The organism is Agrobacterium sp. 16-2014-1-2a (assembly GCF_053522705.1).
The window spans coordinates 47768-64325 of record NZ_JBNWBX010000006.1 but is presented as its reverse complement, the minus strand read 5'-3'; the positions used below and the strand labels follow the sequence as shown (position 1 = coordinate 64325).

Below are 16558 nucleotides of genomic sequence, written 5' to 3'. Positions count from 1 at the left end.
CGGGTGGGGGTCTGGGGGAGGGTTGGACAAACTATGCATATTTTTGACACTTCATCAAAGGTCACGCTCGAAGAACGGCGGGCCGCCGATGGCCTCGATGCCTATGTGCCGCGTATTTTATACGACGGTGAACTGTACGACGCCGACGTTGATCGCTTCTTTCTCGACCTGCCGCTCAACGGGGTCCGCTCCCGTCACTCTCTTCGCGCCTACGGCTACGACATCATGGTTTGGTTGCGCTTCCTCACGGAAGTTTGCGACAAGACCGTGTGGGGAGCTGCCCGCGCTGATGTCGTAGTCTTCCACCGCATTCGTAGAAGGGGCGAGCCGGGAAGTCGGATCTCGGCGTCGTCGTGGAACAGATCCATCGCTGCAATCGACAAGCTCTATGAGTGGGGAGTGCGCGAGGGACTTCTACCTTCGAGCCCTTTTTCGCATCGGGAGATCTGGCGACGCAATCGGACGCGGGGTCAGGGTAGGTTAGTCACGCGGAATGGTGCATTCGAAGGACGTGCCAATCAAAACACCATTCGCTTTGTCACGCTTGAGGCCTTTCGGCAGTTTCGGGATGTAGGGCTACGCGGCCTTACTGCCGACGGAGCCGAGCGGCCGGGAGCGCGCGACAGGAATGGACTTCGCAACGTGTTATTTGCGGAGTTGCTGGTGGTAACAGGCTTGAGGCTCGAAGAGGCGTCGTTTCTTCTGGCATTCGAGCTGGACGCTTTGCCCGCGGCGAACGCGTCTCGTGGTCAGACATGGCTCAATCTGCCGGCAGGTCTCACCAAGGGCGAACGCGGACGAGCAATCCTTATTCCCGATGATTTGATTCACCGGCTCCGGACCTACGTTCGTGTTGAACGCGCCCACGCAGTCACAAAATTCAAAGCTCGCCAAGGTTGGGATCTCGTGGAGCGTCCAATCCTGGTGCGGCGGCCGAGCGCCGGGTCAGGCAATCTTTCGCTCCTTGACGGGCGAGCAGTTCCGCTGGAAGTCTTCTCGCCGGAGGAACGGGGCCGTTTGGTCATCTGTGAGGCGGATAACACGCCAATCGAACCAGCGGTTTTGTGGTTGACGGAGGTCGGTCAGCCGGTGCGCCCAAATTCCTGGGAAGTCGCATTCGCCCGGGCCTGCCAGCGCTGCCAGGCGAATGGATTTCCGATCGACATTAGCCCACACCAGCTCCGGCATACCTTCGCGGTCCATATGCTCGCAATGCTGATCCAGCGCCAACTCGGACGCCGATCCTTGGAGAGTTCGGCCGGACCGGCGGAAGGCTATCGCAGGATCCTCGGAGATCCTCTGCAACAGGTGCAGCGGCTTCTGGGCCATGCAAGTCTCGAGACCACTTCTATATATCTGGATCATATCGCCACGCGCGCAGATACAGTCGACACAGCCGTCGCCGAACTACTCGCGCTGCTGCCAGGCGGAGGTCGCTTATGAACAATCGACCCCGCAGGGGCCGGCCTGTCACATTCGGCCGCGAGTTCGTCGTCCCACTACAGGTATCGGCAGACGTGGTGTCAGGTCTACGATTTGATATCCAGACGCAGGATGGTGGAGAGGTTTCGCTTGACTACGCTCATCTGAAGCCGCGCTGGCTGGCCCTTGCATTCGCGCGTGCGCTACGTCGACTTGCTGGTCTTGGTGGACCCCTTTCCGTCAGATCGACTGTGGTCGTCTACGTCCGGACCCTGCCGCTGTTTTTCGCGTACATGGCCGAGACAGAGGATGTGCCTGACGCTCCCGAACTCCTTCAGGCGGGTCATGTCGATGGCTTCGAGGCCTGGTTGGCGGCAAAAGGAAAGTCGACCATCCACCTGCTGTTTATTTTGACGAAGATCATTGTTGCGCTGCGAGAGGTGGCATCCGAAGGGGCTGTTACATTTTCCGAGCAGCTTTGCGATCGGCTGGCCTATGTGACGCTGAGACCGATACCACCATCGCGTCCACGCGATGCATACAGCCCTTACATTGCACGGCAGCTTCGCGATGCTGCCCGGGCGGATATCATGGGGATCGTGCAACGCCTTCGCGATCCTAAGCCAATGAACTCGCACAGCGGACTGCTGGCTATGGAGAAAGAGATCCATGCGCACATCGAAGCCAAGGGTATTGTCCGCCACACAGATCCAAAATACCACGTTCTCAATGATGCCCGAAGGGTGCATGGCCTCTCATCGGAAAGGCTCTGCCATCAGCTTCACGAACGGCACTATTTGACGTTTCACGACGTCATCCCGCTCATGGTGTTTCTGGCGCTTGAGACCGGCCTGGAGCCCGAGTTCTGCAAGAGCTTGAGGGTTGATTGCCTCAGGAACCCTGCAAACGGCACGGTCGAGATTGCTTATGTCAAACGGCGGGCTCGTGGCGCTGAGCATAAGACACTTCGTGTGCGCGACGGCGGTCCGCGAACGCCGGGAGGACTTATCCGCCACGTGATCGCCTGGACCGCCACCGCCCGTAAACACCGCTCGACCGACTGCCTTTGGCTGTACTATGGGCTCGGCGGGCTAAAGTCGGGGGTCAATCATCCCCAGCAGCGCATCGACGCATGGACGACACAGCACAACATTCGCAATGATGACGGGCGGCCGTTCCATCTAACGCTTTCGCGACTTCGGAAGACCCACAAGGCGCTTTGGTATCTAAAGACCGAGGGACACATGACGCGTTTTGCCGTCGGTCATACCAAAGAGGTGGCCGCACGGCACTATGCCAATGTTCCAGCACTCCTCCCGCTGCACGAAAGCACGATCGCTGATGCTTTCACCGAGGCAGTCACGTCGGCTCTGTCGTCCACCGTTTTGACGCCAGAACAGGAGGAGACCTGGCGGGACGATCCGGTGCTCGCTTCAGAGGCGGCTCCAGCGGGATGCGATCCGATCTCACTTCTCGATGGAAAGCAGGATATCTGGCTGGCAAGCTGTGGCGGTTTCTTTTCCGGCCCCTATGCCGATCCCGGCTCGCCTTGCTCACAACCCTTTTGGGGTTGTCTCGAATGTCCGAACGCTGTCATCACCGCCCGCAAGCTTCCCGCCGTCCTGTCGTTTCTTGCTTTCATTGAGGACCAGAGGCTCTCGCTTTCCGCCAGCCATTGGGCGGCGAAGTTCGCAACCGCGCACGCTCGCATCACCATGCAGATCCTGCCAGCGTTCGGTCCGGCGACCGTCGAGGAGGCACGTCGTGTGCTCGCCAGCGAACCGGTATTCAACTACATGCCACCGGAGGCGTTACAGTGAAGGCCATCGCCAACCTTCCCATCGTCACTACTGATTTCGACAGCCGTCCCGTGCTGGCCACCGCAGCTCTGCGCCCCGGTTTCGAGCGGTCGAGCCTGTCGCGCTATGGCGACGACAGATGGGATTTGAACCCTGCGGTTTTTCGAGAGAACGTCCGCAGCTCCGACGCCACGGTGGATTTTAGTGTTGTCGACGATCCGAAGATCGCCGAGGCTCTTCGAGATTACCTGTATGTCCGCCTGAACACCGATCTGCCGGGATGCAAGTTGCGAGCGACACCGGTAAATGTCCGCCGTCTTTTTCGTTCCGCGCGCAGCTTCTTCAATTTTGTCAAGGCGGCCTACGGCGTCTTCGACCTCTGCCGCGTCGACCAGGCCCTGCTTGACGATTTCGCCAGGTTTCTTCGTCGAGGACGACGGCCGGTCATTGTCATGCAATTATTGGGCATTGTCTTCGACCTGTATATCTTCCGGAATCAGTTGACCGTGGCGAAGCTCTCCTTTGAGCCATGGGATGGTCGCAAGCCCGCCGAGGTCGCCGGATATAAATTCAGGGCGGAGGAGAACCGTACGCCACGGATCCCGGAAGCGATCATCAAACCGCTGCTCGCATGGTCGCTCAAATATGTGACCGTGTTCGCGCCCGATATTTTCGCTGCACGCAAGGAACTACTGGCACTCGAACAGCAGCACAAGGCGCTGACTGCTGAAGATGCGCTCGCCCCTCGCAACCAACGACGGACGCGCCGTCAGGCTCGCTTGCATGCATATCTCGATGAACGTCGTCGGCAGGGGCGCGGCATTCCAATCTGGCCTGCCCGGATCGGCGCGCCAGGATCATTCTCGGGATTCGAACCGCCTTTAAACTGGCAATTGATCTACCTGCATGTCGGCGCCGACGCCAATCTTCAACGATCTGCTGGCGGTCAACCCAATGACGAGATGAGGCGCATCGTAGAAGCTGCGGTCGGCGAACTAGGGACCGAGCTCGGTGGAATGGACACCGAGATTTCGATCGATCCTGATACCGGTCGTCCCTGGCGGCCTCGCTTTGACGCGCGGGCGTTGGCGATAGAAGAGCGAATGCTGCAGGCCGCCTGCTATGTCGTCTGCGCCTATCTGACCGGCATGCGCGACAGTGAAGTGCAGGCGATGCGTCCCGGCTGCTTGTCGGTCCGTCGTAGCGAGGACGGGCTGATCGACAGGCACCGCGTGAAGTCGGTCGCTTACAAGGGAAAGGAAGTCCGAGGCGAAGAGGCTGAATGGATCACCATCACGCCCGTGGCGACGGCAATTTCAGTCCTCGAACACCTTAACGTCCGCTCTGTGCAACAGCGAGGCACGGCGACGCTTTGGCCAGTCCTGTCCCTCGCCCACGCTCGAAAGCAGGCACTTGCAACGGACATTGTCACCAGACTGAATCAGTTTCGCGATTATCTGAACGAGCGATTTGGAACTGAGGCCGAGCCGATCATACCGCCGGGCCCCGATGGCCGACCGTGGCAACTCACAACACGTCAGTTTCGTCGAACAATTGCCTGGCACATTGCCAACAGGCCCTTCGGAACGATCGCAGGAATGATCCAGTACAAGCACGTCTCAGTCGCGACGTTTGAAGGCTATGCGGGCTCCAGCAGGTCGGGGTTTCTCGCAGAGGTCGAGACTGAACGGCGTCTCGGACAGATGGACGACATTCTCATCTATTTCGATGACAGGCAGCTGGGTTCGGGACTTTCCGGTCCAGCTGCAGTACGCATCGCCAAGTCGCTCGACGGCGCGGCGTCCCAGTTAAAACCGCTTCCCGGCATGATCGCTGATCGTGGTCGCCTCCGCGTCATGTTGGCCGACACGGCATGCACCCTCCATGTCGGCGTGTTGGCTGATTGCTTTTTTGATCCTGCTACCGCCGTCTGTCTTCGCCATGCCGCTGGCGACCAGGCTTCACCGATGATCTCGCTGTGCGAACCGTCGAGATGCCCTAACGCCTGTATAACAGTACGCCACCGCCCCGCATGGGCGGGCGCGGCGGAGAACGCCAGGAGCGTGCTGAAGGAGAAGCGATTGTCCGAACTTCAGCGCCTGGCTGTCGAGCAAGATCTTCAGAGGATCGAGAAGGTTCTCTCCGATATCGACGTCACAAGAGGATAGTTCATTAGGAATACGGTCGCGACCCCTGATCGGGGGCGCGGGTTCTCTTCTTTCTGCCGTCCTACTTTACGGCTACTCAGCCCGCCTCAAGGACGAGCGTGGGCCCCCGATTTTGCCTCCACTCCGTTTCCTGCGCTCCGACAAAACCGGCACCCCACTCGCCGCCGCTGGCGGTCGCTTCGCGCTCCTTGACCCGGGCTTCGTGCGCACGTCGCCCCGTTGACGTCATCAAAAAGGAGACGATCAACATGACTACTCTCGATCAAATCAACGAACTGCGCGCGGAGCTTCGGAGCTGCTATTTCACGAAGACCGAGCGCGCTATGGCTGAGGCCGAGCTTGCCACTCTTGTCGCCAAGGCACAGGCCGAGAACGAGCAGTTCGCAAGCGACATCGCACTCTATCTCGCTGACCTCGAATGAGGTCGCGATGATCTGGGAGGGGTGCCCCCTCCCAATTTTCAAACCCCTCGGGCTACACCTCAACCAAGGTGTCAGCTCGTCGGTGATGCATCAGCCGACCGATCCCAAGGAACGCCAGAACTGCGAGTGCGCCGAGCGCGGTCGTGATCGCGAGCGACCAGGTCGCGCCGATATTGGCCATGGCAAACGCCAAAGCGAACGGTGCGGTCGCAGAGACGATCAGCCTCGCGGCCATGACCTTGCCCTGAAGCCTGCCGAACTCCATTCACGTTCCAACACGCAGGAGAGACAGGTGAAATGCCTTCTGAAGGCTGGTAAGACGAAAGGACAGGTATACCGGAGGCAAGAGTAATGACCAGAGAAGAGATGCTTTCCTATTCTCAAGCAGTTTGTGACGGCCTTCGCGAGGATGAAGACGGTGTTAGACGTGAGGTTCTCACCCACGCGGGGAACAGATGGTCGCTCGGGGTCATACATACTCTCGGCGTCTATGGCAGGCTTCGTCACGCGGATATCGGTAGACGGATGCACGGCGTCACGCAGAGGATGCTCACTCGCACGCTACGCCAACTCGAAAGAGATGGCCTCGTCACGCGTCACGATCTCGTTGAGGTGCCGCCTCGGGTGGAATACGAACTCACAGAGCTCGGAATGGGTCTTCTCATTCGTATGATCCCGTTGTGGACGTGGGTCGTGGAGAATTCCGAGCAGTTTCGAAAGTCGCGCGAGGATTTTGATGTCCGTCCGCCAGAAAAGCCGTCCTGGCAGACGTTTTAACAATCGAAACATGCCGCCGCTCCGCTGATGTCGCCACGGTGTTCGACCGCGTAATGATATTGCTGCGGATCAACTCTTATTGGGAGTGCGGCTATACCGCACTCCCCATTTATTATCTTTTGTCGTTTGCACCTTAAAGGCCATATTACTTGCCAATCAGGTTCGCGTTGATCCAATCGGACACATCCGTCACCTTGATGCCTTCGCGTGCGTTGAACGTGCCTGCCTTGTCCCATGCCATTCCTCGCCCAATACCAAAGGCTGCGCGGTACTTGCGCATCATGTTTTGGGGGTCATTTGCCAGTTCTTCCATAAGGACGGGAACAGTCCATTCGGAGCGGTTGAAGGGCCGGTTCAAACTCGCCTCAAGCTTGTCCGCAAGCTCGCCGTAGGTGACGGTGTCGCCCGCCAGGAAGACGATCTCGTTGCTGATGGTCGGCTCGTAGAAGACGATCTCAGCAGTGAGGACACCGATGTCGTCAGGCGTCGTCAGCGTAACGGCCGTATCGTAGCTCCCGAGGGCTCTGACGGCGCTCTTTTCCAAATCAACGACACCGAACTCTGGTTCAAAAAGATAGCTCATGAACATCCCGGTGGAAATGATGACCCACTCGGTTTTGCTCTGAGAACGCAGGAGTTCGCGAACATCGAGTTGAGCGTCAAAGATGTCCTGCGGACCGCCTCGACCAATCGCCTCGAAATCGACACCAAACTGCCAAGGAAAATAGCGGGGCATACCGGACTGCACCGCCGCCTTGGCCAGCTTCATCGGTGTATGAATCCCAGCAGCATAGCCAGCGCAGCCAATCACGGTATCGTAGTGTGAAAACAGAGATGCGAGTTCATCGACTGAGCTATTTACCAAATCGCCTGCGACGATCTCGATATGCAAGTCGCGGATTTCGGCGACGTCGCGCTGCTTAATCGATGAGTCTGATTTTATGGTACTGGCGCGAAGCAAAACGCTTACCTTTGCGTCATCAATGCCCCTGGCGCGACGGGCCAGATTGCGGAGGACGGGCATGCCGAGTTCCCCGGCCCCGAGCACGAGAATATTTCGTGACTTCACGTTGGAAACTGTCTGGTTCATCGATTTCAATCCTTCAAAACTCTATGTCACCGCTATTTGGCAAGGCGGGACCACGAAGAGAAGAAGGTACACGGATGATACTGCTACAAAATATAAAGACGATAATCCCGTTGTATTACTCTTACGCAGATATCCGTCTGCTTAGGGGGCCAGAAGCGACCTTGATCCTTGACTGTCAGGATAACGCGCCGAGATGAACCATTGCCACCCAGACGAGCGTCGCCAGATTGCCGCGGAGCTGGAACTGGCTCTGGCCGAACTGGCCGTTATCATGGCCGAGCAGGACGGTTCCGTTGACGCCGTGCCGCCCTTCTGAGGGTGGCATACACCCGCAATGCTGCCACCACCGTCCGATTGCCATCGAGATCGAGATCAGCTTAAGCGTGATGGCAAGCAGCGCCGATGACGCTGCGCCGTCTGCCTTTGGCGGCTCCCCCCTGATGACCCCGCTTACCGCGGTGCGGCTCACTTGTTCAGCACATCTTTCAGTGCTTTGGCAGGCTGAAACGTAAGCTTCTTCGCAGCGGCAACCTTGATGGTGGCGCCGGTTGCCGGATTGCGAGCCTCACGCTCCGGGGTATCCTTGATCTTGAACTTGCCGAATCCCGGGATAGATGTTTCCGCTCCGGACGTGGCTGCCGTCGTGATCGACGCGAAGACGGTTTCGACGATCGATTTCGCCTGGGCTTTGGTCAGGTTCTGTTCGGATGCGATCTTTTCGACGATTTCATTGGTTGTGGTCATGACGGTTTCCTCGTTAAAGACGGGAAAACCCTTTCAGGCGATCGTTACGTTGTCATGCGGCGTTGTCCTTAGAGTGGCGCTCCTGCAGGGGTTTCCACAGCTTCTTGCCGGTTGATAGCCCCTTTTGCGCTTCTGCAGTAACAATTCGAGAAAGCGCGATATCGCATCATTCTCATTGCCGAACACCTCGGTCATCTCCCCGCCAGCCTTGCTGATCCGTCCCCAGCTTCGCACGACGGCTATTTCACCAAAAAGGGTTGGCCGGATCGCAAGCGCGTAATATCGGGCCATGTTCCTGTTGGCGTCGATCCTCTGGCAATAAAGCTGGTAGTGGTGTGTTCCCATCCCCGCATGATCGGCGATGCTCGCGATCTGGTCCAACGAGACTTATGAATCGAAAGGTCGCTTCCGATTCATTTCTGTGATGGATGCCTGTTGCGGTTTCGGCAGTGTCCGATCATCCTGACGCTCAAGCTTCCCGGTCTGAACGGTACGTCCGGGCGCGATCGTCGAGGTGAGCACAGCCGGTAAATCAGATGGCGAGCTGTCTTCGCTTCCAATCGTCAGTAGGTCCATGTTCAGGCATCGCATGTTTTCGAAAAAGGAGGATCAAATGGCACCCTTTGAGGAAGCGGCGGCCGCGACGACTACGATACAGGAGCATCTGTCATCTACACTGGAGAGGCATTAGGACGGGTTGAGCTAGCACATCGTCAGTTCTTCGGTGTCCATGCTCATCCTTCAACGAGACACAACGACCTGATCGAAGCGCTAGAAGGCGATCGACGCGGCACTGGCGCTGATGAAGGCAACGAAATGGCCAATAGAAGCCGAATACGGTCCGCAAGAAATCGCCTGGGCCGTCAAGGTCCCAGCTTGGCAAACCTGTTGGGCCTGGCGTGCCTATCCATGTCCTTCCGCCTGAAATAGATCGCCCGTCCGCAGCGGATCGGACTGTGGCCCTGGACGATGATGATCTGCTCGTCCTTGCGCATCGATTGGGTGATTTCGTGCGGCATTATCAACGGGCGGCGCTGGAAATTGATGTTTTCTGATTTGAGCGATGCGCTGTTTTTCGCACCCCAGCCGAGATTGCGAGAACTGCCTTTGACTTCGACAGTCATTTCTCCACATTGGGCAGAGACGTTGCGGGCGGTATCCAGTGCCTTGATCGCGGCGTAACTCGCGAAAGCGCAGCCGTCGATCCACGACACCGCACCGTCTTTTCCGAAGTGCCGTTCCAGTTGCCCGACGGACTGGTACATCAGCATCATGCTAACGCCATACTTGCGACCGCGATCGCGCGCCTCTTCAAGCACGCGCATGTAGCCAAGCAGATCGACTTCGTCCAAAATGAACAACGCTCGCCTCGTGAACGCACCATCCGCTTCGATCATCGCGTTGATCAGCGAGCCGATGATCACCCGACCGATACCGGGATAGGACCGCAGGATCGATGCGGAGATATTGATAAAGACGTCTTTCTTTCCGCCAGCGATCTCGCTCGATTTGAACGCGTTGCCGCAAACCAGTGCCGCGTAATTATCGAGCGACAGCCATTGCGTATCCTTCGATGCCGTCGAATAGACGCCTGAGAATGTTTGCTCGGTCATGTTAACAAAGACGCCGAGCGTTTCGCGGATGAAGGCGGACGCGGAGTGTTCCTGTACGTCGCGCAGCATGGCAAGCACGGAGGTTTCCGGCTCGGAGACGATCTGGCGCAGGCTGCGCAGGTTTCGCCGTCCTGCATATTCCGGTGACAGCATCACATGCGCTAGAAGACCAGTCAGCAGATTGTGCGCCTGCGATTGGAAGTAAGAGCCAGTCGACGATTCGAAGCGCAAGCTTTCCGAGAGTAACATGTGCGCAATGCCGACAATGTCCTCTTCCTTTTTTAGCGAGTGCTCGATTCCGTCGAGCACGTTAAATCCCATGACCGGATTTGCCGGATCGAGCACAACAACCTCTCGGTTGAGTTTATCTCTTCGGTGGTCAACGACCATCGGGGCCACCTCGGTGGACGGATCCAGGCAAATGAGCGGACCCGTATATCTGAGCGCCGTCGGCACGACGTTGCTGGTGGTCTTGAAGCCACCGGAGCCCGCGAAGAAAAGCATGTGAGTCGAATCGAAATCCTGGGAGTAGGTCAGCAGCGGGGCTTTGCCACCACGTCCCCAGGTGGCCGGATCGTTCGGATCGAACGGCAACTCATGGACGAGTTCCTTGTCGACCCTGTAGCGCTCGCCGATGACGATTTCGCCATCATCGGGAAACAGCCGTGCCGCCGCCGACATCGGCAGCCAGTCTGCATCTCCGAATGTTCCGCGCCTGGCGCGCGTCACCTGTTCGGGCACGACGCTGGAGATGCGCGCCGCGACCGCGGCCGCCATGAATCCCATCGCTGCGCCAACGACCGCAATCATGTCGACGAATGATAGCGCCTGATCCCAGGTCAGCACACCGCTCTCTACGAGCGGCTGAAGCCGCCCGAACTCGCGCATCCCGTAAAAGCCGGCCATCAGGAGAAAGCAGAGAAAGCTTGCCAATGCCACGGGCCTTCGCCGATGGAGGGGCAGCGCCCAGACCGCCAGCAGTCCAGCCAGCGGCCCGAACAAAAGGACGGGCAACGGTGACGCCCGAAGGAACCAGTATTGCGTCTTGCCTGTGATGCCGGTCGCCAATTCAGGCCAACGCCAGTGGGCGACGTAAAAGGAAAAACCGGTGACGGCGATGGGAATGATGATAAGCAAGAGGCTTGGACGAGGTTTGGCCTTTCCCTTCATTCCGACGCCTTCGCAAAGCGTTCCACCCTGCCGCTGGATGCCGCGGCCCTGAAGGCGAGCTCCCCGATATCGCGAATACGCCGATGTTCAGGTGTCCCCGGCACGACCCGCTTCATTTCGAGAAGTCCGCCAAGCAGGAAAGCCCGATCGGCGTTCGAAAGGCCCGCGCGAACGACAATGTCACCGAGCAAGAACTTTTCTCTCGCTCCCTTCTTTCGGTCAGATGTCATGAGGAACCTCCGTTTCGTTACCAGTCGCTCCATTTGCCTGTCCACGCGGCGAAGCAGGTGAGCCAGCGGCTTGCTTCTTCTCGCCGTTGCGAAATCGCGCTGCGATCTCGTCGAAGATGCGATCCACCTCCTCGTCAGCGATCTCCATCTCCGCCAATCCCGACTTCGTCGCCGCACGCGCGAAACGATCAGCTGATTTTACTATTAAAGTTTTTCTTCGTTCGCGAAGCTTCTCGATTTGAGCATCAATATCCATGAGCGCAGGCTTGGTAGCCATAATCAAGTCCTCTCAACCTATTTGGAAATTTCCATTCCGTCATTTAACTGACTAGAAAATGTTAGTCAAAAGGGCTACCGTACACAAGCCCCCAAACGTCGATATTGGAAATCCCAGCAGGGCCGTCTTCCGGAAAAGCAGCATCGGTCTTGTCAGGCCGATTGATTTGAGGGCGCAATATACGTCGCTGACGCGACGTGCCTGGAAGGGCTGGAGACGTTAGTGGCGATCATGTTCGTCAGAGCGCAGGTGATCAGCAGGGGAGCGGGACGCAGTATCGTCTCGGCCGCCGCATATCGTCATCGGGCGCGGATGATGGACGAACAGGCCGGAACCTCCTTCAGTTACCGTGGCGGCGGCGCCGAACTGAAACACGAGGAGTTGGTGCTGCCGGACCAGGTACCGGCCTGGCTGCGCGCGGCTATCGATGGGAAGAGCGTCGTTGCGGCCAGCGAGGCGCTTTGGAATGCAGTGGACGCATTCGAAACTCGTGCCGACGCGCAGCTTGCCCGCGAGTTGATCATCGCGCTTCCGGAAGAGTTGACGCGATCAGAGAACATCGCCCTTGTGCGCGAGTTCGTCCGGGACAACCTGACGTCCAAGGGCATGATCGCCGACTGGGTTTATCATGACAGGCAAGGCAATCCACACATCCACCTGATGACCGCGCTTCGACCTCTGACGGAACAGGGTTTCGGGCCGAAGAAAGTGCCGGTGCTTGGCGCCGACGGCGAGCCTTTGCGGGTCGTCACGCCGGACCGACCGAAGGGCAAGATCGTCTACAGGCTCTGGGCCGGCGACAAGGAAACTATGAAGGCATGGAAGATCGCCTGGGCGGATACGGCCAATCGGCATCTGGCGCTTGCCGGCCATGAGATCCGCCTCGACGGGCGTTCCTATGCCGAACAGGGGCTCGACGGGATTGCCCAGAAACATCTTGGGCCGGAAAAGGCAGCGCTCGCCCGCAAGGGTGTCGCGATGTATTTCGCGCCGGCCGATCTCGCGCGCCGGCAGGAGATGGCCGACCGGCTGCTGGCCGATCCGTACCTACTCCTGAAACAACTCGGCAACGAGCGCTCCACCTTCGATGAACGGGACATCGCCAAGGCACTGCACCGCTATGTCGACGATCCCGCTGATTTCGCCAACATACGCTCCAAGCTGATGGCCTCTAATGATCTCGTACTGTTGAAGCCGCAACAGGCGAACCAGCAGACCGGCAAGGTGGCCGAACCTGCGGTCTTCACCACACGCGATATCCTGCGCACCGAATACGACATGGCGCAGTCGGCGGAAGTTCTGGCCCGGCGCAAGGGCTTCGGCGTCGCCAACGCGAAAATTGCGACGGCTGTCAGAACCATAGAAACCGGCAATCCGGAAAATCCGTTCACGCTTGATCGCGAACAGGTGGAGGCTGTCCATCATGTCGCCGGCGACACTGGCATCGCCGCTGTGGTCGGGCATGCCGGTGCGGGAAAATCGACGCTGCTTGCCGCGGCGCGCATCGCCTGGGAGAGCGGCAACTACCGCGTCTTCGGGGCGGCGCTTGCTGGCAAGGCGGCCGAAGGGCTTGAGGATAGTTCCGGCATCAGATCGCGCACGCTCGCCTCATGGGAACTAGCCTGGGAGAACGGACGCGATCTCCTCGACCGGCGGGACATCTTTGTCATCGATGAAGCTGGCATGGTCTCGTCGCAGCAGATGGCGCGTGTGCTCAAGCGCGCCGAGGAGGCCGGAGCCAAGGTGGTTCTGGTCGGCGATGCAATGCAGCTTCAACCGATCCAGGCCGGCGCAGCCTTTCGGGCGATTTCCGAACGGATCGGTTCTGCCGAACTTGCCGGTGTGCGGCGCCAGCGTGAAGAGTGGGCGCGAGAGGCCTCCCGTCTTTTCGCCCGCGGCAAGGTCAAGGAGGGGCTGGATGCCTATGCGCAGCGGGGGCGTATCGTTGAGACGGAGAGCCGGGCTGAAGCTGTTGAGCGCATCGTTACAGACTGGACGCGCGCTCGCCGCGACCTCATCCAGCAACATGCCGATAAAGAACAGCCGGCCCGCTTGCGTGGTGACGAACTGCTCGTTCTCGCCCATACCAATGACGACGTGAGGCGGCTCAATGAAGCGCTACGCATCGTCATGAAAGATGAAGGCGCCCTGACCGTTTCTCGTGAATTTTACACGGAGCGAGGCGTGAGGGAGTTCGCCGTCGGCGACCGGATCATCTTCCTCGAGAACGCCCGGTTCCTCGAGCCGCGCGCGCAAAGGCTTGGGCCTCAATATGTCAAGAACGGCATGCTCGGCACGGTCGTCTCCACCGGCGACACGCACGGCGGCCCACTACTATCGGTCCGTCTCGATAATGGCCGCGAGGTTGTCATCAGCGAAGACAGCTATCGCAATGTCGATCACGGTTATGCCGCGACCATTCACAAGTCCCAAGGCGCGACCGTCGACAGGACGTTCGTGCTTGCAACCGGCATGATGGATCAGCACCTGACATACGTGTCGATGACCCGCCATCGCGACCGGGCCGATCTTTATGCCGCTCGCGAGGACTTTGAGCCGAAGCTGGGATGGGGAAAAAGATCCCGGGTTGATCACGCCGCCGGCGTCACGGGCGAGCTGGTCGGAGCCGGCAATGCGAAGTTCCGGCCGCAGGAAGAGTATGCCGATCAAAGCCCCTATGCCGATGTGAAAACGGACGACGGAACCGTGCATCGGCTTTGGGGCGTGAGCCTGCCAAAGGCCCTGGAGGAGGGCGGCGTGTCGGAAGGCGATACGGTGACGCTGCGCAAGGACGGCGTCGAACGCGTGACGGTGACGGTATCCGTCATCGACGAGAAAACCGGAGAGAAGAGGTTCGAGGAACGGACGGTCGATCGAAACGTCTGGACTACCAAGCAGATCGAAACGGCAGAGGTTCGCCGGCAGCGCATCGAGGAGGAGAACGATCGGCCGGAACTGTTCAAGCAGTTGGTGGAGCGTCTTGGCCGCTCCGGCGCCAAGACGACGTCGCTCGATTTCGAGAGCGAGGCCGGCTACCGGGCGCACGCCCGCGATTTTGCCCAGCGTCGCGGTATCGATACGCTCTCTGGGGTCGCAGCCTGGATGGAGGACGGAGCGGCGCGGCAGCTGGCGTGGCTGGCGCAGAAGCGCGAGCAAGTGGCGAAGCTTTGGGAGCGGGCGAGCGTGGCGCTCGGCTTCGCGATCGAAAGCGAGAAGCGTGTTTCCTATAGTGAGGAACGAGCCGAAACCCGGACGGCAAAAATTCCGACGGATCGACAATATCTCATCCCGCCGACAACATTGTTTTCCCGTAGTGTCGGCGAGGATGCCCGCCGAGCGCAGCTTCGCTCGGATCACTGGAAGGAACGCGACGCCATTCTTCGCCCAGTCTTGCAAAAGATCTATCGCGATCCCGAAGGTGCGCTTGCAAGACTGAACGCGCTTGCCTCCGACGCGCGGATTGCGCCCCGCGAGCTTGCCGACGATCTTGAGGCCTCGCCGCAGCGTCTCGGCCGTCTGCGTGGATCGAATCTTCTTGTCGATGGCCGCGCGGCCCGCTTCGAGCGCGATGCGGCGGTGTCGGCCTTGTCCGAATTGCTGCCGCTGGCGCGTTCCCATGCCACAGAGTTCCGCCGCCAGGTCGAACGCTTCGGCATGCGAGAGGAGCAACGGCGCGCGCATATGTCGTTGTCGATCCCGGCGCTTTCCAAACCGGCTATGGCGCGCCTTGCCGAAATCGAAGCCGTACGCGAGCGCGGTGGCAAGGATGCCTACAAGACGGCCTTCGCCTACGCGGCGGAGGATCGCCTTTTTGTTCAAGAGGTGAGGGGGGTCAACGACGCTCTCAACGCTCGCTTCGGCTGGTCCGCCTTCACCGACAAGGCAGACACTGTTGCCCAGCGCAACATGATCGAGCGCATGCCGGACGACCTTGACCTCGACCGGCGCGAAAAGCTCAATCGTCTTTTTGCCGCCATACGCCGCTTTGCCGAAGAACAGCATCTTGCCGAAAGGAAAGATCGCTCCAGGATCGTTACCGGCGCCAGCGTCGTGCCCGGGAAAGAGACGGTGCCGGTGTTGCCAATGCTTGCAGCTGTAATGGAGTTTGAAATCCCGATCGACCACGAGGCGCGGGAGAGGGCGCGAGCTGTTCCTCACTACAGTCAGAATCGCGCCGCCCTTGCGAACGCGGCAGCGCGTATCTGGCGCGCTCCGGCAGGTGCTGTCGGAAAGATTGAAGATCTGATCCTGAAGGGCTTTGCCGGTGAGCGGATCGCTGCGGCCATCGGCAATGATCCCGCTGCCTACGGCGCGTTGCGAGGCTCCGGCCGTATCATGGACAAATTGCTCGCTGTCGGCCTGGAGCGGAAGGAGGCTTTCCGTGCCGTCCCGGAGGCGGCAAGCCGTGTCCGGTTATTGGCCACCTCATTTAGGGCCGCATTTGATGCAGAGAGGGAGGCGATCACTGAGGAGCGCCAGCGCATGAGCATTGCCATCCCGGGACTGTCGCCGTCCGCTGAAGATGCACTGACAGAACTCTCAGTGGCGATGAAGAAAAAGAACGGCAGGCTCGACGTTGCTGCCGGCTCGCTTGATCCCGCCATTAGTAAGGAGTTTGCAACCGTCAGCCGCGCCCTCGACGAGCGTTTCGGCCGCAATGCCATCCTGCGTGGAGAGCTGGATGTTTTCAATCGCGTGCCGCCTGCTCAGCGCCGTGCGTTCGAGGTAATGCGGGAACAGCTGAAGGTGCTGCAGCAGGTGGTCCGCATGCAGGCAAGCCACAACATCGTAGCAGAGCGCCAACGGCGTGTCCTCGACCGCGCCCGCTGCGTTATCCGCTGAAACC

Annotated in this window: 14 protein-coding genes; 6 read left to right on the top strand and 8 right to left on the bottom strand. The window is 59.3% G+C overall.

The annotated features are described in order from the left end of the window. Positions 1 to 33: 33 nt before the first annotated feature. The 4 genes from ACQZ45_RS18030 to ACQZ45_RS18015 all read left to right on the top strand — a co-directional run bounded on the left by ACQZ45_RS18030 (position 34) and on the right by ACQZ45_RS18015 (position 5811). A complete protein-coding gene (locus tag ACQZ45_RS18030; RefSeq protein ID WP_013637330.1) occupies positions 34 to 1443 on the top strand; it encodes a tyrosine-type recombinase/integrase in 1410 nt (469 codons plus the stop codon). Continuing rightward, entirely contained in the window at positions 1440 to 3242 is a 1803-nt protein-coding gene (locus ACQZ45_RS18025) for a hypothetical protein (protein ID WP_111791067.1), read from the top strand. The genes ACQZ45_RS18030 and ACQZ45_RS18025 overlap by 4 nt, the downstream gene beginning before the upstream one ends. Then, entirely contained in the window at positions 3239 to 5389 is a 2151-nt protein-coding gene (locus ACQZ45_RS18020; RefSeq protein ID WP_060642150.1) for a hypothetical protein, read from the top strand. Before ACQZ45_RS18025 ends, ACQZ45_RS18020 begins: the two co-directional genes overlap by 4 nt. 248 nt (positions 5390 to 5637) lie before the next feature. Further along, on the top strand, positions 5638 to 5811 hold the full coding sequence (locus tag ACQZ45_RS18015) for a hypothetical protein (protein WP_013637334.1): 174 nt from the start codon (positions 5638 to 5640) through the stop codon (positions 5809 to 5811). A gap of 52 nt (positions 5812 to 5863) precedes the next feature. Here ACQZ45_RS18015 and ACQZ45_RS18010 read toward each other — a convergent pair whose 3' ends face one another. Then, the gene (locus ACQZ45_RS18010) at positions 5864 to 6076 is read right to left on the bottom strand and encodes a hypothetical protein (RefSeq protein ID WP_025591413.1); all 213 of its coding nucleotides are present in this window, start codon (positions 6074 to 6076) and stop codon (positions 5864 to 5866) included. An 86-nt stretch (positions 6077 to 6162) separates the two neighbouring features. Here ACQZ45_RS18010 and ACQZ45_RS18005 point away from each other — a divergent pair, with 86 nt between their 5' ends. Continuing rightward, positions 6163 to 6588, top strand: a complete 426-nt coding sequence (locus ACQZ45_RS18005) for a winged helix-turn-helix transcriptional regulator (RefSeq protein WP_012478128.1) — start codon at positions 6163 to 6165, stop codon at positions 6586 to 6588. Positions 6589 to 6733: 145 nt separating this feature from the next. Here the strand turns inward: ACQZ45_RS18005 and ACQZ45_RS18000 are convergent, their stop codons facing one another. From ACQZ45_RS18000 to ACQZ45_RS17970, 7 genes are all read right to left on the bottom strand, one after another. Next, the gene (locus ACQZ45_RS18000; protein ID WP_448742399.1) at positions 6734 to 7678 is read right to left on the bottom strand and encodes an aromatic alcohol reductase; all 945 of its coding nucleotides are present in this window, start codon (positions 7676 to 7678) and stop codon (positions 6734 to 6736) included. Positions 7679 to 7853: 175 nt separating this feature from the next. Beyond that, positions 7854 to 8147, bottom strand: coding sequence for a hypothetical protein (locus tag ACQZ45_RS17995; RefSeq protein WP_168165010.1), 294 nt, complete (start codon positions 8145 to 8147; stop codon positions 7854 to 7856). Next, on the bottom strand, positions 8144 to 8422 hold the full coding sequence (locus ACQZ45_RS17990) for an HU family DNA-binding protein (protein WP_013637337.1): 279 nt from the start codon (positions 8420 to 8422) through the stop codon (positions 8144 to 8146). The genes ACQZ45_RS17995 and ACQZ45_RS17990 overlap by 4 nt, the downstream gene beginning before the upstream one ends. A 33-nt stretch (positions 8423 to 8455) precedes the next feature. Then, entirely contained in the window at positions 8456 to 8767 is a 312-nt protein-coding gene (locus ACQZ45_RS17985) for a WGR domain-containing protein (protein WP_448742481.1), read from the bottom strand. A 518-nt stretch (positions 8768 to 9285) separates the two neighbouring features. Continuing rightward, positions 9286 to 11205 carry a Ti-type conjugative transfer system protein TraG gene (traG, locus tag ACQZ45_RS17980; RefSeq protein WP_448742398.1) on the bottom strand — a complete coding sequence of 640 codons (1920 nt, stop codon included), beginning with the start codon at positions 11203 to 11205 and terminating at the stop codon, positions 9286 to 9288. Next, positions 11202 to 11435 carry a conjugal transfer protein TraD gene (locus tag ACQZ45_RS17975; protein WP_013637342.1) on the bottom strand — a complete coding sequence of 78 codons (234 nt, stop codon included), beginning with the start codon at positions 11433 to 11435 and terminating at the stop codon, positions 11202 to 11204. Before ACQZ45_RS17975 ends, traG begins: the two co-directional genes overlap by 4 nt. Further along, positions 11425 to 11712: a TraC family protein gene (locus tag ACQZ45_RS17970; RefSeq protein ID WP_013637343.1), complete on the bottom strand. Its 288-nt coding sequence runs from the start codon at positions 11710 to 11712 to the stop codon at positions 11425 to 11427. Before ACQZ45_RS17970 ends, ACQZ45_RS17975 begins: the two co-directional genes overlap by 11 nt. 222 nt (positions 11713 to 11934) lie before the next feature. Between ACQZ45_RS17970 and traA the strand changes: the two genes are divergently transcribed. After that, complete coding sequence (gene traA / locus ACQZ45_RS17965) at positions 11935 to 16554, top strand: Ti-type conjugative transfer relaxase TraA (protein WP_448742397.1); 4620 nt, start codon at positions 11935 to 11937, stop codon at positions 16552 to 16554. The last annotated feature ends 4 nt before the right edge of the window (positions 16555 to 16558 follow it).

Excerpts from the sequence above, each read along its gene's own strand:
- ACQZ45_RS17975 (WP_013637342.1), bottom strand. The coding sequence starts at position 11,435 with ATGACATCTGACCGAAAGAAGGGAGCGAGAGAAAAGTTCTTGCTCGGT.
- ACQZ45_RS18005 (WP_012478128.1), top strand. The coding sequence starts at position 6,163 with ATGACCAGAGAAGAGATGCTTTCCTATTCTCAAGCAGTTTGTGACGGC.
- ACQZ45_RS18015 (WP_013637334.1), top strand. The coding sequence starts at position 5,638 with ATGACTACTCTCGATCAAATCAACGAACTGCGCGCGGAGCTTCGGAGC.
- ACQZ45_RS17985 (WP_448742481.1), bottom strand. The coding sequence starts at position 8,767 with ATGGGAACACACCACTACCAGCTTTATTGCCAGAGGATCGACGCCAAC.
- ACQZ45_RS17970 (WP_013637343.1), bottom strand. The coding sequence starts at position 11,712 with ATGGCTACCAAGCCTGCGCTCATGGATATTGATGCTCAAATCGAGAAG.
- ACQZ45_RS18025 (WP_111791067.1), top strand. The coding sequence starts at position 1,440 with ATGAACAATCGACCCCGCAGGGGCCGGCCTGTCACATTCGGCCGCGAG.
- ACQZ45_RS18030 (WP_013637330.1), top strand. The coding sequence starts at position 34 with ATGCATATTTTTGACACTTCATCAAAGGTCACGCTCGAAGAACGGCGG.
- ACQZ45_RS18000 (WP_448742399.1), bottom strand. The coding sequence starts at position 7,678 with ATGAACCAGACAGTTTCCAACGTGAAGTCACGAAATATTCTCGTGCTC.
- ACQZ45_RS18010 (WP_025591413.1), bottom strand. The coding sequence starts at position 6,076 with ATGGAGTTCGGCAGGCTTCAGGGCAAGGTCATGGCCGCGAGGCTGATC.
- ACQZ45_RS17990 (WP_013637337.1), bottom strand. The coding sequence starts at position 8,422 with ATGACCACAACCAATGAAATCGTCGAAAAGATCGCATCCGAACAGAAC.
- traG (WP_448742398.1), bottom strand. The coding sequence starts at position 11,205 with ATGAAGGGAAAGGCCAAACCTCGTCCAAGCCTCTTGCTTATCATCATT.